Source organism: Pseudomonas sp. TH04, from assembly GCF_016651355.1.
In the GTDB taxonomy this organism is placed as follows: Bacteria; Pseudomonadota; Gammaproteobacteria; order Pseudomonadales; family Pseudomonadaceae; genus Aquipseudomonas; species Aquipseudomonas fluorescens.
The window spans coordinates 4,812,585-4,832,068 of the sequence record NZ_JAEKEA010000001.1 but is presented as its reverse complement, the minus strand read 5'-3'; the positions used below and the strand labels follow the sequence as shown (position 1 = coordinate 4,832,068).

Genomic DNA, 19,484 nt, shown 5'->3' with positions numbered 1-19,484 from the left:
TCCCACACAAGCCGCGCTCGCCACAAAATACAGTCCTACTCATGCTATGGTGCTTGCCCCTTACCGCGCCTGTTCATCACCGTATGATCGTGATCCCACGCCCCCTGCGCCTGACCTTCTACTCACTGTTGATCATCGCCGGTGCCGTGCTGGCCGCCGCCTTGGCCACCCGCCATGCCGAGCGCCAGGCCTTGGTGGATGATGCCGCTCGCGCCAATCAGCAACTGGCGCTGTATGCCAATTCCTTGCACACCCTGATCGAACGCTACCGCGCCCTGCCCGCCGTATTGGCGCTGGATTCGGAAATGATCAGCGCCCTGAAAGCCCCGCTGGACACCGCCACCCAGGACGTGCTCAACCGCAAGCTGGAACGCATCAACGGCGCCGCGCAGTCTTCCACCCTGGAACTGATGGACCGCACCGGCCTGGCCGTGGCAGCCAGTAACTGGAACCTGCCCAGCAGTTATGTCGGCCACAACTACGCGTTTCGCCCGTATTTCAGCCAGACCTTGAGCCAGGGCACAGGGCGTTTTTATGCGGTGGGGGTGACCACCGGCATTCCGGGTTACTTCCTCTCCAGCGCAGTGGTCGATGAACACGAACAGTTCCTTGGCGCGATGGTGGTGAAGCTGGAATTTCCCGAACTCGAACGCGAATGGGCCCAGGGCAATGACCTGCTGCTGGTCAGCGACGCACGCGGCATCGTGTTTATCGCCAATCAGCCGGGCTGGCGTTACCGCAACCTGCGTCCGTTGTCGGCCAGCGACCTCACTGAGCTCAAAGCCACCCGCCAATACGACAAGAAACAACTGCGGCCGCTGGACACCCAAACGCTGCAACGCTTTGACGAAAACAGCCACCTGATGCGCGTCAACGGTCCCGACGGCAGCGCCAACTACATCTGGGAATCCCTGCCACTGAAGGCCGAAGGCTGGACCTTGCACCTATTGCGCAAGCCACAGTTCGCCTTTGAAGACCAACGCAATGCCGGGCTTGCCGCTGCCGGCTCCTGGCTGGCGCTGGTGTTTCTGGTGCTGTTCCTGACTCAACGCTGGCGCCTGGCCCGCTTGCGCCAACGCAGCCGCGAAGAGCTCGAACAGCTGGTAGAGGAGCGCACTCAGGCGCTGCGCACGGCGCAAGATGGCCTGGTGCAATCCGCCAAGCTGGCGGCACTGGGGCAGATGTCTGCCGCCCTCGCCCATGAAATCAACCAGCCGCTGACCGCCCAGCGCATGCAGTTGGCGACCTTGCGACTGCTGCTCGACCATGGCCGCGTGGACGATGCCTACAAGGCGCTCACGCCGCTGGACGACATGCTCACGCGCATGGCCGCACTCACCGGCCACCTCAAGACGTTCGCCCGCAAAAGCCCCAGCGGCCTGCGCGAGAGATTGGACCTGGCGACAGTCGTCGACCAATCCTTGCACCTGCTTGACGCACGGTTGCGCGATGAAGCCATCGGTGTGGTGCTGGACCTGACCCGCCCGGCCTGGGTGCGCGGCGATGCGATCCGCCTGGAACAGGTGCTGATCAATCTGTTGCGCAACGCCCTCGACGCCATGGCAGACAAACCGCGCAAACGCCTGGAAATCCGCCTGCACGCCGACCAGCAACTGTGGCAATTGACCGTCAGCGACAGCGGCGGCGGGATTGCCGAAGCGCACTTGAACAGTGTCTTCGATCCGTTTTTTACGACCAAGCCTGTGGGGGATGGGCTTGGCCTCGGGCTGGCGGTGTCCTACGCCATCGTGCACGAACTCGGTGGGCGCCTGCTCGCCGGCAACCGTGGCGACGGCGCGGTGTTTACCCTGACCTTGCCGATTGTGCTGGAGACGCCTGACCTATGATAAATGCGGTGATTGTGGTCGATGACGAAGCCAGCATTCGCACGGCCGTCGAGCAGTGGCTGAGCCTGTCGGGGTTTGCCGTGCAGTTGTTCAGTCGCGCTGAAGAATGCCTGGCGCAATTGCCCAAGGACTTCCCCGGGGTGATCCTGAGCGACGTGCGCATGCCCGGGCTCAGCGGCCTGGAACTGTTGGCCGAAGTGCAGCGCCGCGATGCCGACTTGCCGGTGATCTTGCTCACCGGCCATGGCGATGTGCCGATGGCCGTGGAAGCCATGCGCGACGGTGCCTACGACTTTCTGGAAAAACCCTTCAGCCCGGATGCCTTGCTCAACAGCCTGCGCCGCGCGCTGGACAAACGCGGGCTGATCCTGGAAAACCGTCGCCTGCATCAACAGGCCGACCATCGGGCGCAGCTGGAATCCAGCCTGCTGGGCGTGTCGCGCGGTTTGCAGAACCTGCGGCGCCAGGTGCTCGACCTGGCCAGCTTGCCCGTCAACGTATTGATTCGTGGCGAGACTGGCAGCGGTAAGGAATTGGTCGCCCGCTGCCTGCATGATTGCGGCCCGCGCGCGAAAAAGCCGTTTGTAGCGCTCAACTGCGCGGCGATCCCCGAGCAGCTATTTGAGGCCGAGCTGTTCGGCCACGAAAGCGGCGCGTTCACCGGCGCCCAGGGCAAGCGCATCGGCAAGCTGGAATACGCCCACGGTGGCACGCTGTTCCTCGATGAAATCGAAAGCATGCCGCTGGCTCAGCAGGTGAAACTGCTGCGCGTATTGCAGGAACAGAAACTCGAGCGGCTGGGCTCCAATCAAAGTATCCACGTGGACTTGCGCATCATCGCCGCCACCAAGCCCGACCTGCTCGAAGAGGCCCGCGCCGGGCGTTTTCGCGAAGATTTGGCCTACCGCCTGAACGTAGCGCAACTGCGCCTGCCGCCGTTGCGCGAGCGCCGTGAAGATATTCCGCTACTGTTCGACCACTTTGCACACAGCGCCGCCGAGCGCCTGGGCCGCAGCGCACACCCCTTGAGCGGCGCGCAACTGGGGCGCCTGCTCAGCCATGACTGGCCGGGCAATGTGCGTGAGTTGGCCAACGTCGCCGAACGCCAGGTGCTGGGCCTTGGCGAACCGGAACCGGAAGGTATCGAGGCCGGGCAATCCCTGGCGGCGCAGCAGGAAGCCTTCGAAGCGCATTGCCTGAAAGCGGCGCTGGTACGCCACAAGGGTGATATCAAGGCGGTGCTGGCTGAACTGCAACTGCCGCGGCGCACCTTCAATGAAAAGATGCAGCGGCATGGGTTAGTGCGGGATACGTTTCTGTAGGCTGAATTTTTTATTGCCTGGCAGGACGCATTCGCGAGCAAGCCCGCTCCCACATTCGACCGCATCCCTCCAGTTGGAATGGGATCGAATGTGGGAGCGGGCTTGCTCGCGAAGGAGCCAGTAGCCATAAGCGGATTTCCGCTCATCACCCTCAAACCATCAGCGACTTTCCGCTCAAAAAAATCTTGTAACCCTTCTAGACCGGGCCTTCATCTATTTGGCACAGCTCCTGCTATAGCCCGAACCAGGCTGCGCTCGCGCTGCTCCACAAAAACAATTAGATGAAGGATCCTTCAATGGATAACTCCAACGCCCTGCCTCTGGGGTCGGCGGCTGCGCCGGCAAAAGAACGCAGTACTTCCAGCCGCATCAAATCGATTTTCAGTGGTTCGGTCGGCAACATGGTCGAGTGGTATGACTGGTACGTCTACGCCGCCTTCTCCTTGTACTTCGCTAAAGCCTTTTTCCCCAAAGGCGACACCACCGCCCAACTGCTCAACACCGCCGCGATCTTCGCCGTGGGCTTCCTGATGCGCCCGATCGGTGGCTGGCTGATGGGCCTGTATGCTGACCGCGCCGGCCGTAAAGCCGCCTTGATGGCCTCGGTACTGTTGATGTGCTTCGGCTCGCTGATCATCGCGTTGAGCCCGGGCTATGAAACCATCGGCGTCGGCGCACCGATCCTGCTGGTGTTCGCACGCCTGCTGCAAGGTTTGTCGGTGGGTGGCGAATACGGCACCTCGGCCACTTACCTGAGTGAAATGGCGACCAAGGAACGACGCGGTTTCTTCTCCAGCTTCCAGTACGTGACGCTGATCTCCGGCCAGCTCATCGCTTTGGCGGTACTGATCGTGTTGCAACAAGTCCTGACGACCGAACAGTTGTATGACTGGGGCTGGCGTATCCCGTTCGCCATCGGCGCCCTGTGCGCAGTGGTCGCGCTGTACCTGCGTCGCGGCATGGAAGAAACCGAGTCGTTCAGCAAGAAGGAAAAAGCCAAGGAAAGCGCCATGCGCACCTTGATGCGCCACCCGAAAGAACTGATGACCGTGGTCGGCCTGACCATGGGCGGCACCCTGGCGTTCTACACCTACACCACCTACATGCAGAAATACCTGGTGAACACGGTCGGCATGAGCATTTCCGACTCCACCACCATTTCGGCGGCAACGCTGTTTCTGTTCATGTGCCTGCAACCGCTCGTCGGTGGGTTATCGGACAAGGTCGGCCGCCGGCCGATCCTGATCGCCTTCGGTATCCTCGGCACTCTGTTTACCGTACCGATCCTCACCACGCTGCACACCATCCAGACCTGGTGGGGCGCGTTTTTCCTGATCATGGCGGCGCTGATCATCGTCAGCGGCTACACCTCGATCAATGCGGTGGTGAAAGCCGAACTGTTCCCTACGGAAATCCGCGCCCTGGGCGTGGGCCTGCCATATGCACTGACCGTTTCGATTTTCGGCGGCACCGCTGAATACATCGCGCTGTGGTTCAAGAGCATCGGCATGGAGACCGGTTACTACTGGTATGTAACCGCGTGCATCGCGGTGTCGCTGGTGGTCTACGTGACCATGAAAGACACCCGCAAGCATTCGCGGATTACCACGGACTAAAGGCTGGGCGCAGTAAAAAATGTGGGCGCGGGCTTGCTCGCGAACGCGGTGGACCAGTCAGTATTTCCGTTGACTGAAACCCTGCATTCGCGAGCAAGCCCGCGCCCACATTTCGTTGCATAGCGTTTCTTAAACAGTGTCAGGTCAACTCTACGGACTGCTGACGACCATACCGACGCTGCGCATACGACGCCCCGGCAATCATCACCACCAGTACCGCCGCCAACACCGCCGATGAACCGATGGTGCCGAAATCCAGCCCACCCTTTTCATGAGGTTTGGTGAGGAAGTCACCCAGGGTCGCACCAAACGGTCGGGTCAATACAAACGCCACCCAGAACAACAGCACCGACGAGATTTTGGTGAAGTATTTGAGTGCCACTACCACCGCAATAGCCGAGCCGATCAGCAAAGCGCCGCCAGCGAAACCCAACCCGGAATCATCCGCAAGGAAATCACCCAACGCGGTGCCCAAGGTGTTCGAGAACAGAATCGCCATCCAGTAAAACAGTTCGCCCCGAAAGGTCTGAACCTTGTTCACGTTCAGCGAATCACCGCTGACATGCCACAAGGCAAAGATGATCAACAGGATCGCGATCAGGATCATCGAGCCCGTCGCATAGCCAAGGCCCAGGGTACGGTCCATGAAATCCGACATGGTCGTGCCCGCCGTACTGGTGGACAGAATCACGATCCAGTACAGCACCGGGTTGTAGGTTTTCGACCAGAGTTGTGTGACCAGGGTGACGAGAAACACACTGATCAGGATCATCGAGCTGATGGCGTACCCGACATTCAGGGTCATCGACAGCAAATCCCCGGCGGTTTCGCCCAGGGTCGTTGCGCAGATTTTCATGACCCAGAACGCCAGGGTGATCTGAGGAAGTTTGTTCATGGTGCAGAAGGCTCCGAAGCTCAGTCTTTCAATGGGCCGACTTAGAGGGGTGTCGACCTGGCGCGCAGACTGAACGTGGCGCTGTGAAAAATAGGTGGGCACTAAATGAAAATTCCATCCAGCCGATGGAAATTCGCCGCCATGAATTGCAGTATGGCGCCTTCACCGAACCCAACAGCAGGAACCCCGGCCATGTCTGACGCTATCCACTTTTACGAACCCGCCAATGGCCACGGCCTGCCACACGACCCGTTCAATGCCATCGTCGGCCCACGGCCCATCGGCTGGATTTCCTCCCATGACAGCGAAGGCCGTCTGAACCTGGCGCCCTACAGTTTCTTCAATGCGTTCAACTACATCCCGCCGATCATTGGGTTTTCCAGCGTGGGCCGCAAAGACAGCCTGAACAACATCGAACAGACCGGCGAGTTTGTGTGGAACCTGGCCACCCGCCCGCTGGCCGAGCAGATGAACCAGAGTTGCGCAGCGGTATCGCCGGAAGTGAATGAGTTCGAACTGTCCGGCCTGACGCCGGTGGCCTCGAAAATCGTCGGCGTGCCGCGTGTGGGCGAGAGCCCGGTGTCGTTCGAATGCAAGGTGACGCAGATTATTCAGCTGCAGCGCGCCGACAAGCAGTTGGTGCCCAGCTGGCTGGTACTCGGCGAAGTGGTTGCCGTGCACATCGCCAAGTGGCTGCTCAAGGATGGGATTTACGACACCGCCGCCGCCGAGCCGATATTGCGTGGCGGTGGCCCGGCGGATTACTTCCAGTTGGGGCCGGAGGCACTGTTCAAGATGTATCGCCCAGGCGCCACTGCGCGCTGATTGGAATTCAATAAAAGTGCGGGAGCGGGCTTGCTCGCGAAAGCGGTGGGTCAGTCAATATTGCCAGTGACTGACGCTGTGCATTCGCGAGCAAACCCGCTCCCACATTTGGATCGGCGGTGTTGTTTAGTTGGCCGCTGTTTCCCAGCTCAGTTGACCTTCTTCGTCCACATCGACCAGCTGCACCAATTGCGCGGCAGCCGCATCGTCGGCGTCGGAGGCGGTTTTGAACGTCTGTCCATCAAGGATCTTGTGAAAACGCGGGGCGCCCATGCCATCCAGTGCCTTGACGGCAATGGCAGCGCTGTAGCCACCCTCTTCTTCACGCACCAAGGCGGAAACGGCTTCGTGGTGGGCAAACTCTTTACGTGCCATGTTGCAAATCCTGGCCAATGGGAAAGTCGGCCATTCTAAAGCACTAACCGGCCAGTTGCAGGTACTCGCCGTAGGCATGCGCAGCGGACGCCTCGGTAAAGGTCTGGAAGTCCATGCTGCGGACCACCCCGTCGTTCAACAGCTCGGTAAAGATCATCAGGGCCGGCGAACTGAAGTAGGCGCTCATCGCCTGCTCGCTACTCCAAAAGCCCGAGACCAACCATACATCGGGATCGACCTGGGAATGCTGCAATGAAAATTGCAGGCAACCCTGAGCCTGACGGCCCGGTTCAATCAAACTGCTCAAGCGTGCACCGAGTTCGGTGCTGCACCCGGTGCGGGCGCGGATAAAGGCCATATGGCTCGCGGGAATGGGGGTGGACATGTTCGACTCTCCCGTTGAGAAGTGATGCTCGGCAACCACTGTGGGGGCGTGTTGCCACAGGATCAAAGATAGCGGCGCAGGCGTGGGCGTGGTTAGTCAATTCCTGCAGGCTTATTGCACAATCCTGCGAGAAGCGTAGATAAGACGTTTGGCGCCCGGGATTTATTCCATGCACAGGCTCAGTGTTTCAGGCAGATGACAGGCGTCGTGCTTGCCTGATTCACGACTTATCGCAGGATCAGGCAAGGATTGTGCAGAATCGACGTAACACCTTTTGAAAAGCCACCGCTAAGCTGAGCCCATCAAAGAAGCTTGTAGAGGACACCCCATGTCGTCGCCGCAACATACGTCCATTCCCCTCGATGCCGAGACGGAAAAACAGCGCGTCGAACTCGCCAGCATCGTGCACCGGCATACCTGGGAAGATGGCTCCTACGGCACAGCGGTCACCTCGTTGTTCCTGAACCGCCACAACACGCCGCGCGACTTCATGCCGGTGCTGGTCGAACCGGCGCTGTGCATTCTTGCCAGTGGCAGCAAGGAAGTGCGCCTGGCCGACGAGGTCTTTGCCTACGACCCGCTCAACTATTTGGTGTTTTCGGTCGCCATGCCGGTGGCCGGTCGGGTCATCGACGCGACGCCGCAAGACCCCAACCTGTCGGTGCGGATCAATATCGACCCGGCGCAACTCACGGCGCTGATTGCCGAGGCCGGGCCGATGGGCGTGCCGTCGCGGCCGACGTCTCGCGGCATGTACGTCGACCGTATTGATGCCCAGTTGCTGGATGCCGTGCTGCGCCTGGCGCGCTTGCTGGACACCCCCAAAGACATTGCGATGCTCGCACCGTTGATCAACCGCGAAATCCTCTACCGGTTGCTGCGTGGCCCGCAAGGCTACCGACTGTATGAAATTGCCGTGGCCAACAGTCAGAGCCATCGCGTAAGCCAGGCGATCACCTGGCTGAACGGCAACTATGAACAGCCGCTGCGTATTGATGAGCTGGCCAAGGAAGTGAACCTCAGCGTCTCGACCTTGCACCACCGCTTCAAGGCGATCACCGCCATGAGCCCGTTGCAATACCAGAAGCAGCTGCGTTTGCAGGAGGCGCGGCGGTTGATGATCGCCGAAGGGCTGGAGGCCTCGGCGGCGGGGTATCGGGTGGGGTATGAAAGCCCGTCGCAGTTCAGCCGCGAGTACAGCCGGTTGTTTGGGGCGCCGCCACTGAGAGATTTGGCCCGGTTGCGCCAGAGCATCTGACCCAGAGGCGTTCAAAATGTGGGAGCGGGCTTGCTCGCGAAAGCGGCGGACCAGTCAAAATTATCGGTGACTGACACTCTGCATTCGCGAGCAAGCCCGCTCCCACATTTGATCCTCTGTGTGCTTTAGTCCAGGGTTCGCGGCAGCTGCAAGGTGACTCGCAAACCACCCTCGCGCAGGTTCTGCAAACTCACTTCGCCGCCATGGCTGTGGGCGATGTTGCGCGCGATGCCCAGGCCCAAACCGTAGCCCTGCTGCTGGCCGGCCAAGCGAAAATGCGGTTCGAAGACTTGCTCCAGCCGCTGCTCCGGCACGCCTGGCCCTTCGTCATCAACGTGCAGGATGAATTCCGCGCCATCGTCCTCGATATGCAAGTGGGCGTTCTGCCCGTACTTCAACGCGTTGTCGATCAGGTTGCCGATGCAGCGTTTAAGCGCCAGCGGCTTGCCCGGATACGGCGCCAGGGCGCGGCCATGCTGGGTGATGCGGCCGTTGCCATTGGGCGCCAGGTACGGCTCGACCAGGCAATCGAGCACGTGATTGAGGTCGACCGGCTCGATGTTTTCATGGATATCAGTGTCTTTCACGCATTGCAGCGCGCCCTTGACCAACAACTCCAGCTCATCCAGGTCACGGCCGAATTTGTTTTGCAGGTTCTCGTCTTCGAGCAGTTCCACACGCAGGCGCAGGCGCGTAATCGGCGTGCGTAAATCGTGGGATATCGCACTGAATAATTGGCTGCGCTCGGTCAGGTAGCGGCTGATGCGTTCACGCATGGCATTGAACGCACGGCCCACTTCCACCACTTCGCTGCCGCCGCCTTCAGCCACCGGCTCCACATCCGCGCCCAGGGACATGTCCCGTGCCGCCCGCGCCAGGCGCTTGAGCGGCCGACTCTGCCAGTGCACCAGCAGGCCGATAAACAACAACAGAAAGCCGCTGGTCAATACGATGAACCACACCTGCTGCGAGGGCAGGCCTTGCTCTTCAAGGCTGGTGTAGGGCTCGGGCAACAGCGAGGCAATGTACAACCACTCGCCCGGTGCGAGCTGGATCTGCGTGACCAACACGGGAGGGTTGACCGGTTCAAGCGTCAGCGCGTAATGCGCCCAGGAGCGCGGCAGTTCATCGAGCTTCAAACCGGCATTGAAAATACGCAGGTCCTCGGCGCTGACGAACTCCACCGAAATATGCACGTCGCTGCCCAGGGTCTGGCGCAGCACTTCATCCACCGCTTGCAATACCGCCTGCTTGCGCGGGGTCTGCGGCAATATCTGCATATCCAGCGGGCGGTCGTTGAGCGTCACCACAAAGCGGGTGCCACCCATGCTGCGCAGTTGATCTAGCACTAACGGGCGGTAGGCCACCGGCAACGAGCGAAAATAACTCACGCTGGCCGTCATCGAATGCGCCAGGCTGCGGGCGCTGGTGACCAGGCCTTCGAGCTGGGTGGCGCGCAATTGCGAGACCCAGATCACACTGGACAGCGCCTGGGCGAACAGCACCGCCAGCAAGGTCAGCAGCAACATCCGCCCCAACAGTGAGCGCGGTACCGGGAAGCGCCGGCGGCGCTCGGTCAACGGCTCAGTGGGCATTGCCGGCAACCACGCTGGCTGCCAGCTGATAACCGCTGCCGCGCACGGTGCGGATCAGCCTTGGAGGTTTTTCGGTGTCGCGCAGGCGTTGGCGCAGGCGGCTGACGGCCATGTCAACGATGCGGTCGAGCGGCATCAGATCGCGGCCGCGAGTGGCATTGCCGATGGTGTCGCGGTCGAGAATTTGTTGAGGGTGGTCGAGAAACAATTTAAGCAGGGCAAAATCGGCGCCCGAGAGAATCACCTCTTCACCGTCAACGTGAAACAGGCGATGGCTGATCATGTCCAGGCGCCATTCGTCGAACACCCACACATCGCCGCCGATGCTGCGTTCCTGGCCAAACTGGGCACGCCGCAGCAGGGCTTTGATCCGCGCTTGCAGCTCGCGAGGGCTGAAGGGTTTGCCGATGTAGTCGTCGGCGCCCAGCTCCAGGCCGATCACGCGGTCGGCTTCGTCGGAACTGGCGGTGAGCATGATGATCGGCACCTGCGCCTGGCGCGGGTGCTGGCGAATCCAGCGGCAGAGGCTAAAACCGTCTTCGTCCGGCAACATCACATCGAGGATGACCAGGTCGCACGGCGCCTCGTTCATGGCCTGGCGGAACCCTGCGCCATCCGGCACGCCACGTACCTGGAAGCCAGCGCGACTGAGGTAGGTTTGCAGCAATTCGCGGATTTCCTGGTCGTCGTCGACGAGGAGAATCGATTTACTGATTACGCTCACGGGGGCCTCCTTGTTGTTATGGCCAAGCTTAAGTCATTTGTTGCCCTTCGACCTATCGCGAGCAAGCCCGCTCCCACATTTGGAATGCATTTCAAAATGTGGGAGCGGGCTTGCTCGCGAAGAGGCCATCAGTACCTATGCAAAAGCCTGCTCCAGCGCCACGCCCGCCCCGGTCAACCCGGAATACGGCGCCGTCACCAGCCACACCGGAATACCGTCGAAGTAATCACTCATGCAGCCTTTGTCGCGGAAACTCTTGGCAAAGCCGCTGTTGATAAAGAAGTCGGCAAACCGCGGAATCACCCCGCCCACGATGTACACGCCACCGCGCCCACCGGTGGTCAACACGTTGTTACCCGCCACCCGGCCGAGCCAGATACTGAACTGGTTCAACACTTCCATGGCCACCGGTTCGCCAGCCAGGCCGGCCGCGGTAATGGCTTCCGGGGTGTCCAGCACCGGCGTGTGCCCATCGACCGCGCAAATGGCGCGGTACACACGTGGCAGGCCGCCACCGCTCAAGGCGGTTTCGGCGCTGACATGCCCGATCTCATTGTAGATGTGCTGCCACAGCTGGGTTTCACGCGGGCTGCTCAGCGGCAGGTCAACATGACCGCCCTCCCCCGGCAGCGCTGCCCAGCGACCTTCACCAAAATCCAGCAAGGTGCCAACGCCCAGGCCAGTGCCCGGGCCGATCACCACAGCAGGGCGCAACGGCTCCGGCGTGCCTTCGCAGACCACGCGGAATTCGTCGGGCTTGAGGCGAGTCATGCCCAGGGCCATTGCCGTGAAGTCATTGACCAGCAGCAGCTCGTCCACCTGCAAGGTTTTGCAAAATGCAGTTTTGCTCAGGCGCCAGTGATTGTTGGTGAATTTAAATTCATCGCCACTCACCGGCCCGGCGACCGACAGGCACACCGCGCCGATGTCCCCGCTTTCCAGGCCCTCTTCCTTGAGGTAGACCTTGATGGCCTCCTCAGGGCTCTGGTGATCCGCAGTGGCATGCACACGGATCGAATGCAGTTCCTGATCCCGCCACAACGCAAAACGGGCGTTGGTACCCCCGATATCACCGACCAGCGCTAGCTTCACTTAAGCGTCTCCAAGGCAGAGGTAAAGGCGCTGGCGCCTTGCTCTGCGGAGCTTGCAGCCATGCGCATAAATGCAAACAGTTCGCGACCGGCCCCCACGTTATTGCCCAACAGGCCCGTGGCAGGCGTGCGCGCTGCAAATTCTTCGGCGTCCACCTTAAGCTCCAGGGTGCCCTTCACGCCATCGACGCGAATGATATCGCCATCTTGCACGCGTGCCAGCGGCCCGCCGCTCTGGGCTTCGGGGTTGACATGAATCGCGGCGGGGATCTTACCCGACGCGCCGGACATACGCCCGTCTGTTACCAACGCCACTTTGAAGCCACGGTCCTGCAAGACGCCGAGGAACGGCGTCATTTTGTGCAGTTCCGGCATGCCGTTGGAGCGCGGGCCCTGGAAGCGCATCACCGCGACAAAGTCTTTTTCCAGTTGGCCGGCCTTGAACGCGTCGGCCAGATCCTGCTGATCCTGGAACACCACCGCCGGGGCTTCGACGATCTGGTGCTCCGGCGCCACGGCGGAGACTTTCATCACACCGCGCCCGAGGTTGCCTTCCATCACGCGCAGGCCGCCTTCCGGCGAAAACGCACGGGCCACAGGGCGCAGGATGGTTTCGTCGAGGCTTTCGATCGGGCCGTCGCGCCAGATCAGCTCGCCATCGACCAGGAACGGTTCCTGGGTGTAACGGCTCAGGCCCTTGCCGGCCACGGTGTTGACATCTTCGTGCAGCAAACCGGCTTCGAGCAGTTCGCGGATCAGGAACGACATGCCGCCCGCTGCCTGGAAGTGGTTGATGTCGGCTTTGCCGTTTGGATACACGTGGGACAGGGTCGGTACCACCTCGGAGAGGTCGGCCATGTCCTGCCAGGTGAGGATGATGCCTGCCGACATGGCGATCGCCGGCATGTGCAGGGTGTGGTTGGTGGAACCGCCGGTGGCATTGAGCGCCACGATGGAGTTGACGATGGACTTCTCGTCGACGATCTCGCCGATCGGCGTGAAGCCGCCGTTGGCCTTGGTCAGGCGGGTGACCTGGTGCGCGGCTTCGCGGGTCAGCGCATCACGCAGCGGCGTGTACGGGTTGACGAACGAGGCGCCCGGCAAGTGCAGGCCCATGACTTCCATCAGCAATTGGTTGGTGTTGGCAGTGCCGTAGAAGGTGCAGGTGCCGGGGCTGTGGTAGGACTTCATCTCCGATTCCAGCAGTTCTTCGCGGCTGGCCTTGCCTTCGGCATAGCGCTGGCGCACATCGGCCTTCTGCTTGTTGGAAATGCCCGACGGCATCGGGCCGCCCGGTACGAAGATCATCGGCAGGTGACCGTAGCGCAACGCGCCCATCATCAGGCCCGGCACGATCTTGTCGCAGATGCCCAGCATCAGCGCCGCGTCGAACATGTTGTGGGACAACGCTACCGCCGTGGACATCGCGATGACTTCACGGCTCAGCAGGCTCAGCTCCATGCCGGGCTCACCTTGGGTCACGCCGTCGCACATGGCAGGCGTGCCACCGGCAAACTGGCCGACCGAACCGACTTCGCGCAGGGCTTTCTTGATTTGTTCAGGGAAATGCTCGTACGGCTGATGCGCCGAGAGCATGTCGTTATATGAAGAAACAATTGCCACGTTGGCGGCATTCATCATGCGCAGACTATTTTTATCTTCAGTGCCGCAGCCGGCGACGCCGTGGGCAAAGTTGGCGCATTGCAGCTTACCGCGCATCGGGCCGTCGCTGGCGGCGCCGCGAATGAGCGCAAGGTAAGCCTCGCGGGTTGCACGACTGCGGGCGATAAGCCGTTCGGTGACCTCAATAACGCGGGGATGCATGTGTAGAACTCCAGGCTAACGGATGTGGCGACCTGCGTTCCTATGCTGATCAAACGCCCGCAGCGCATGGGATGGCCGGGTGTCGTTTGAATCATCGGACCAGTTGATTCAGGTCACTCGTTGTAGATTGAACAAAATATTGCCACTAAAAAGGCTTGTTTTCTATTTTTATGCGAATAATCTTGTAATTCTTACAACAAATCGACGACAGGCACTTTCCAATGACTCTTCGTATCGCAATCAATGGTTTTGGCCGTATCGGCCGTAATGTCCTGCGCGCACTGTATACCCAAGGCTATCGCCAGGATTTGCAGATCGTCGCCATCAACGATTTGGGCGACAGCTCGATCAACGCCCACCTGCTCAAATACGACACCGTGCATGGCACTTTCGAAGCAGAGGTCGCCCACGATCAGGAAAGCCTGACCGTCAATGGTGACCGGATTGCCGTCAGCGCCATTCGCAACCCGGCCGAGCTGCCCTGGGCTGCGCACAAGATCGACGTAGTGTTCGAATGCACCGGTCTGTTTACCGACCGTGACAAGGCTGCCGCCCATATTACCGCCGGCGCGCGCAAGGTGATCATCTCGGCCCCGGCCAAAGGCGCCGATGCCACCGTGGTTTACGGTGTGAACCATGACATTTTGCGTCAATCCCACCAGATCATCTCCAACGCGTCGTGCACCACCAACTGCCTGGCGCCGGTCGCCCAGGTGCTGCACCGCGAGCTGGGTATTGAAAGCGGCCTGATGACCACCATTCACGCCTACACCAACGACCAGAACCTGACCGACGTCTACCACACCGACCCGTACCGTGCGCGCTCGGCGACCCAGAACATGATCCCGAGCAAAACCGGCGCCGCTGAAGCGGTAGGCCTGGTGCTGCCGGAACTCGCCGGCAAACTGACCGGGATGGCGGTGCGTGTGCCGGTGATCAACGTGTCCCTGGTGGACCTCACCGTGCAATTGAAAAAAGACGCCACGGCCGAGCAAGTCAACGCCCTGCTCAAAGAAGCCAGCCAGCACTCGAAAATTCTCGGTTACAACACGCTGCCGCTGGTTTCCAGCGATTTCAACCATAACCCGCTGTCGTCGATCTTCGATGCCAATCACACCAAAGTCAGCGGCAAATTGCTGAAAGTGCTGGCCTGGTATGACAACGAATGGGGCTTCTCCAACCGTATGCTGGATAACTGCCTGGCGCTCTGCAACGCCGAGTAAGGCTCGGCCTGTGTGGCAGCTGGCTTCTGCGGGAGCTGGCTTGCCTGCGATAGCATCACCTCGGTTTGACTGAAATACCCAGGTGCCTGCATCGCGGGCAAGCCCGCCTCCCACAAAAAACCCTTCCCCTATTTGATCGGTGCGGCTTCACAGCAATAGCCACTTGCCATTCGCCTTGATGATAAGCATTATCATTAACCGCCTATCGGTCTGGTATCACTGTGAGCCAATCTCGCTTCAACCAAGTCTTTCTCACCCAACGGGTGATTCTGCTACGCACGTTGCAGCGGATGGTGAATAACCCCAGCACCGCCGAAGACCTGTTGCAGGAAACCTACCTGCGTGTGACCCGCGCCCTCAGTGAGCGGCCGATCGACCACCTCGAACCCTTCGTCTATCAAACCGCGCGCAACCTTGCGTTGGATCATCTGCGCTCGCGCAGAATCCAGGCGCGCACGCTGCAGGAAGATGTCCCGCTGGACGTGCTGCAAAGCGTCGCCGCCCCGATCAGCACCCCCGAAGACGCGACGCAGGCCGAGCAACTGCTCGAACACTTGAGCGTCAGCCTCGGCCAGTTGAGCGCCCGCCAACAACAGATTTTCATCCTCAGCCGCCTGCACGGTTGCAGCTATCAGGAGATTGCCGATCAGTTGCAAGTGTCCTTGAGCACCGTGCAAAAGGAACTGAAATTGATCATGGCCATCTGTGTAGGTGTGGCCGAACGTCTGGATCAGCCTTAAGCTTCACCCGACAGAACTGTCGATCCAGGCTGCAGGAAAAATGAATAGAACGTGGCGAAGACCCGAGGAACACCGTGACGGCCCCGAATAAACTGCGTCCCCATGAGCTGGCTCATGAGGTGTTGCAAGACACGGCTATGGACCAGGCCCTCGACTGGCTGATCGCCTTGCAATGCCCGCAACCCGGGCAGCGCGCCGAATTCGACGCGTGGCTGGCCAGCGACCCGGCGCACCCGCACGCCTTCAGCAAGGCCCAGGCCGCCTGGGGTGGTGCGCCGGTGTACAGCGCCGCTGTGGCGCTGGCCGCGCCGCGCAAGCCGACGGCCTGGCGCCGGATCAAACCCCATTGGAAACCGATAGCCACCGCTGCCGTGCTGCTGATCGGCCTGTTCAGCTTCAGCAACCTGCCTGTTCGCCTGCAAGCCGACCACCTCACGGTGGTTGGCGAACGCCAGCGTCTGCAGTTGGACGATGGTTCCAAAGTGCTGCTGAACACCAACTCGGCATTCTCCAGCAGCATCAAGGACCAGCAGCGCGTCGCCCGCCTTTACCAGGGCGAGGCGTTTTTTGAAGTGACGCCCAACCGCGGCCTGCCTTTGGAGATTGACGCAGGCCCCGTGCGTGCCCGCGTGCGCGACACCGACTTCGCCGTGCGCTATCTCAACGGCGAGGCCCAGGTGCAGGTGCAGCGCGGTGATGTCGACCTGAGCAACACCTTCGATGATGCCCGCGTTCGCCTGAGCGCAGGCGAGAGCATCCGTATCGGCCCGAAGGGCTTTGGCCAACCCGCCAAGCTGGATGCCAGCAAGGAGCTGGCCTGGGTCCAGGGCCGGCTGGTGTTCGAAAACTGCCCGATGAGCGAAGTGCTCGCCGAGCTGCGCCGTTACTACCCGGGCTGGATCGTCAACAACAACGACAAGCTCGCAAGCACCGCCGTCACCGGCAACTACCGCCTCGATCAGCCCCTCGACGTGGTGCGCTCGCTGGCGCACATCACCTCGGCCAAGCTTTCGGAATACCCGGCGTTGGTGATCCTGAACTAAATGAGAATTATTTTTACTCGATAGCCACCGGCGGTACGTCTCGTTATAGCCAATGCAACTGATTCCTATTTGGTTCGGTTCGCAACTATAAGATTCGTATCTCCGGAGCGCTCTCGATGTACTCTCGTTTCAACCGCCGGTCCTCTTCGCCCGTCCTGTCCCTGCTGACCGCTGCCATCCTGCTGGCCAGTGCGCCGGCCATGGCCGCCACCGCCGCCGAACCTGCCGCGCGCAGTCACGGCCAATACAGTTTCAGCATTGAGCAACAACCGCTGGTTTCGGCATTGAATGCCTTTACCGCGGTAACCGGCTGGCAAATCGGCCTGCCCGCGGCGTTGGGCCAGGGCGTGTCATCCCCCGGCGTGCGCGGGGCACTGTCGCCGGAAAAAGCCCTGGACCGGCTGTTGGTGGGGACCAACCTGAGCTATCGCAAACTGGGCAATAACAGCATCGTCCTGGAGAAACGTGCGGCGGGCCGCGTGCTCAACCTGCAACAGGTGACCATCAGCGCCACCCGTAACGAGCAGGACGTCAGCAGCGTGCCAAGCACCGTCACTGTTCAGGATCGCCAGGCGCTGGACCGCCAGAACGTGAACACCCTCCGTGAACTGGTGCGCTACGAGCCCAACGTATCAGTCGGTGGCGCGGGCACCCGCGCCAGCAACGCGGGCTACAACATTCGCGGCATCGACGGCGACCGCATCCTCACTCAGGTAGACGGTGTGGAAGTGCCGGACAATTTCTTCAACGGCCCTTATGCCAAGACACGCCGCAACTACGTCGACCCGGAAATCGTCAAGCGCGTGGAAATTCTGCGTGGCCCGGCCTCGGCCCTGTACGGCAGCAGCGCCATCGGCGGCGCAGTGAGTTACTTCACCCTCGACCCGGACGACATCATCAAGCCCGGCCAGGACGTCGGCGCCCGCCTGAAAACCGGCTACAGCTCCGCCGACGACAGTTGGCTGACCTCCGGCACCGTCGCCGGCCGCGTGCAGGACGTCGACGGTTTACTGCACCTGAGCCAGCGCAATGGCCATGAAATGGAATCCTATGACGGCAACAACGCCACCGGCCTGGCGCGCACCGGCGCCAACCCTGAGGATGCACGCACCACCAATGTCCTGGCCAAGCTGGGCTGGAATTATGGCGATGACAATCGCCTGGGCCTGACGTATGAGAAGTTCAAGGATGATCGCGACGTCAACTTGAAGAACGCGGTAGGCGGACCGTTCACCGGCGGGCGAGGCTTCAACTTCTACCGCGCCCGCTCGGGCAACGACACCATCACCCGTGAGCGCTTTGGTATCGAAAACCGCTTCGCCCTCGACTCGCCGATTGCCGATCACATCAAAACCCGTCTCAACTACCAGATCGCCAAGACCGACCAGACCACCGCCGAAATCTACCAGCCATCGCGCCGTGTATTGCGCACCCGCGAAACCCTGTACGAAGAAAAACAATGGGTGTTCGACGCACAGTTGGACAAGGCGTTCAGCCTCGGCGAAACCGATCATCAGATGACGTACGGCACCACCTTGAAACAGCAGAAAGTCACCGGCTCCCGCGAAGGCGCCGCCAGCTGCCTGGCCATTGGCGGCGGTTGCAAGGCCATCGGCGCGCCCAGCCCCTCAGCCGGCGACAGCGTGAAAAAGTCCAGCGACTTCCCGGACCCGACCATCAACACCTACTCGCTGTTTGTGCAGGATCAAATCACCTGGAACAAATGGACCTTCCTGCCCGCCGTGCGCTACGACTACACCCAGCTCAAACCCAAGCTGACCCAGGAATTCCTCAACACCGTCGACCCTAACCGGATCTACGATCACAGCAATGCGGAAAAAACCTGGCACCGTGTCACCCCTAAATTCGGCCTGACCTACGCGCTGACCGATCACTACACCTGGTTCGGCCAATACGCCGAAGGCTTCCGCACACCGTCGGCCAAAGCCTTGTATGGCCGCTTTGAAAACTTGAATGAAGGCTACACCGTCGAGCCCAACCCGAACCTCAAGCCTGAGAGCAGTAAAGGCGTGGAAACCGGGATTCGTGGCAACTTCGACGAAGGTTCGTTCGATATCGCTGTGTTTTACAACAAGTACCGCGACTTCATCGACGAGGACGCCTCGGTTGCCGGCGGCACCGTGCAACAGTTCGAAGCCAACAACATCAAGCACGCCACCATCAAGGGCATTGAAGCCAAAGGTCGATTGAACCTCGACGCCTTCGGCGCACCGCAAGGCCTCTACACCCAAGGCTCGGTTGGTTACACCTATGGCCGCAACGACGACAACGGCGAGCCGCTCAACAGCGTCAACCCGCTTAAAGGCGTATTCGGCCTGGGCTACGAGCAAACGCAATATGGCGCGCTGGTCAGCTGGACGTTGGTGAAGAAACAGAATCGGGTCGACAGCACCACCTTCCACGCGCCTGATGGCAGCACCAGTGCCCCCTTCAAAACACCTGGCTTCGGCATCGTCGACCTGACCGGCTACTACAAAGTCACCAACGACGTGACTATCAACGGCGGCCTCTACAACCTCACCGACAAGAAATACTGGAACTGGGATGACGTGCGCAGCTACGACGGCGTCGGCGAAGCCGGGGTTACAGCACCGGCCAACCTCGACCGCTTGACCCAGCCCGGGCGCAACTTTGCGATCAACCTGATCTGGGACATCTGACAATCCCCACCTTACCTCGCCACGATTAATCAGCGGCGAG

Annotated in this window: 16 protein-coding genes; 9 read left to right on the top strand and 7 right to left on the bottom strand. The window is 60.7% G+C overall.

All coding sequences use genetic code 11. The annotated features are described in order from the left end of the window. Positions 1-83 precede the first annotated feature (83 nt). The 3 genes from JFT85_RS21740 to JFT85_RS21730 all read left to right on the top strand — a co-directional run bounded on the left by JFT85_RS21740 (position 84) and on the right by JFT85_RS21730 (position 4,785). A complete protein-coding gene (locus JFT85_RS21740; RefSeq protein ID WP_069551668.1) occupies positions 84-1,847 on the top strand; it encodes an ATP-binding protein in 1,764 nt (587 codons plus the stop codon). Further along, positions 1,844-3,169, top strand: a complete 1,326-nt coding sequence (locus tag JFT85_RS21735; protein WP_201230397.1) for a sigma-54-dependent transcriptional regulator — start codon at positions 1,844-1,846, stop codon at positions 3,167-3,169. The genes JFT85_RS21740 and JFT85_RS21735 overlap by 4 nt, the downstream gene beginning before the upstream one ends. Before the next feature lie 296 nt (positions 3,170-3,465). Beyond that, positions 3,466-4,785: an MFS transporter gene (locus JFT85_RS21730; RefSeq protein ID WP_053257788.1), complete on the top strand. Its 1,320-nt coding sequence runs from the start codon at positions 3,466-3,468 to the stop codon at positions 4,783-4,785. Positions 4,786-4,924: 139 nt separating this feature from the next. Here the strand turns inward: JFT85_RS21730 and JFT85_RS21725 are convergent, their stop codons facing one another. Beyond that, positions 4,925-5,680 carry a COG4705 family protein gene (locus JFT85_RS21725; RefSeq protein WP_053257789.1) on the bottom strand — a complete coding sequence of 252 codons (756 nt, stop codon included), beginning with the start codon at positions 5,678-5,680 and terminating at the stop codon, positions 4,925-4,927. A 192-nt stretch (positions 5,681-5,872) separates the two neighbouring features. Between JFT85_RS21725 and JFT85_RS21720 the strand changes: the two genes are divergently transcribed. Further along, positions 5,873-6,505 (top strand): flavin reductase family protein, encoded by a 633-nt coding sequence (locus tag JFT85_RS21720; protein WP_069551669.1) that lies wholly within the window; start codon positions 5,873-5,875, stop codon positions 6,503-6,505. 126 nt (positions 6,506-6,631) lie between these two features. Here the strand turns inward: JFT85_RS21720 and JFT85_RS21715 are convergent, their stop codons facing one another. Both JFT85_RS21715 and JFT85_RS21710 read right to left on the bottom strand, forming a co-directional pair. After that, the gene (locus JFT85_RS21715; RefSeq protein ID WP_201230396.1) at positions 6,632-6,880 is read right to left on the bottom strand and encodes a hypothetical protein; all 249 of its coding nucleotides are present in this window, start codon (positions 6,878-6,880) and stop codon (positions 6,632-6,634) included. Between the two features lie 43 nt (positions 6,881-6,923). Further along, the gene (locus JFT85_RS21710) at positions 6,924-7,265 is read right to left on the bottom strand and encodes an antibiotic biosynthesis monooxygenase family protein (protein ID WP_053257792.1); all 342 of its coding nucleotides are present in this window, start codon (positions 7,263-7,265) and stop codon (positions 6,924-6,926) included. A 328-nt stretch (positions 7,266-7,593) separates the two neighbouring features. On the opposite strand from JFT85_RS21710, the gene JFT85_RS21705 reads away from it, so the two are divergent. Beyond that, positions 7,594-8,523 (top strand): AraC family transcriptional regulator, encoded by a 930-nt coding sequence (locus JFT85_RS21705; protein WP_053257793.1) that lies wholly within the window; start codon positions 7,594-7,596, stop codon positions 8,521-8,523. 125 nt (positions 8,524-8,648) lie between these two features. Here the strand turns inward: JFT85_RS21705 and JFT85_RS21700 are convergent, their stop codons facing one another. The 4 genes from JFT85_RS21700 to edd all read right to left on the bottom strand — a co-directional run bounded on the left by JFT85_RS21700 (position 8,649) and on the right by edd (position 13,757). Continuing rightward, entirely contained in the window at positions 8,649-10,118 is a 1,470-nt protein-coding gene (locus JFT85_RS21700; RefSeq protein ID WP_053257794.1) for an ATP-binding protein, read from the bottom strand. Beyond that, positions 10,108-10,842 carry a response regulator gene (locus JFT85_RS21695; RefSeq protein WP_053257795.1) on the bottom strand — a complete coding sequence of 245 codons (735 nt, stop codon included), beginning with the start codon at positions 10,840-10,842 and terminating at the stop codon, positions 10,108-10,110. The genes JFT85_RS21700 and JFT85_RS21695 overlap by 11 nt, the downstream gene beginning before the upstream one ends. 135 nt (positions 10,843-10,977) lie before the next feature. After that, positions 10,978-11,934 carry a glucokinase gene (locus tag JFT85_RS21690; RefSeq protein ID WP_053257796.1) on the bottom strand — a complete coding sequence of 319 codons (957 nt, stop codon included), beginning with the start codon at positions 11,932-11,934 and terminating at the stop codon, positions 10,978-10,980. Continuing rightward, the gene (gene edd, locus JFT85_RS21685; protein ID WP_201230395.1) at positions 11,931-13,757 is read right to left on the bottom strand and encodes a phosphogluconate dehydratase; all 1,827 of its coding nucleotides are present in this window, start codon (positions 13,755-13,757) and stop codon (positions 11,931-11,933) included. The genes JFT85_RS21690 and edd overlap by 4 nt, the downstream gene beginning before the upstream one ends. 221 nt (positions 13,758-13,978) lie before the next feature. Here edd and gap point away from each other — a divergent pair, with 221 nt between their 5' ends. From gap to JFT85_RS21665, 4 genes are all read left to right on the top strand, one after another. After that, positions 13,979-14,980 carry a type I glyceraldehyde-3-phosphate dehydrogenase gene (gene gap, locus JFT85_RS21680; RefSeq protein WP_053257798.1) on the top strand — a complete coding sequence of 334 codons (1,002 nt, stop codon included), beginning with the start codon at positions 13,979-13,981 and terminating at the stop codon, positions 14,978-14,980. A 221-nt stretch (positions 14,981-15,201) separates the two neighbouring features. Continuing rightward, positions 15,202-15,720: an RNA polymerase sigma factor gene (locus JFT85_RS21675; protein WP_053257799.1), complete on the top strand. Its 519-nt coding sequence runs from the start codon at positions 15,202-15,204 to the stop codon at positions 15,718-15,720. Between the two features lie 74 nt (positions 15,721-15,794). Next, the gene (locus JFT85_RS21670) at positions 15,795-16,763 is read left to right on the top strand and encodes a FecR domain-containing protein (RefSeq protein ID WP_201230394.1); all 969 of its coding nucleotides are present in this window, start codon (positions 15,795-15,797) and stop codon (positions 16,761-16,763) included. A 116-nt stretch (positions 16,764-16,879) separates the two neighbouring features. Continuing rightward, complete coding sequence (locus JFT85_RS21665; RefSeq protein ID WP_201230392.1) at positions 16,880-19,444, top strand: TonB-dependent receptor; 2,565 nt, start codon at positions 16,880-16,882, stop codon at positions 19,442-19,444. Positions 19,445-19,484 lie beyond the last annotated feature (40 nt).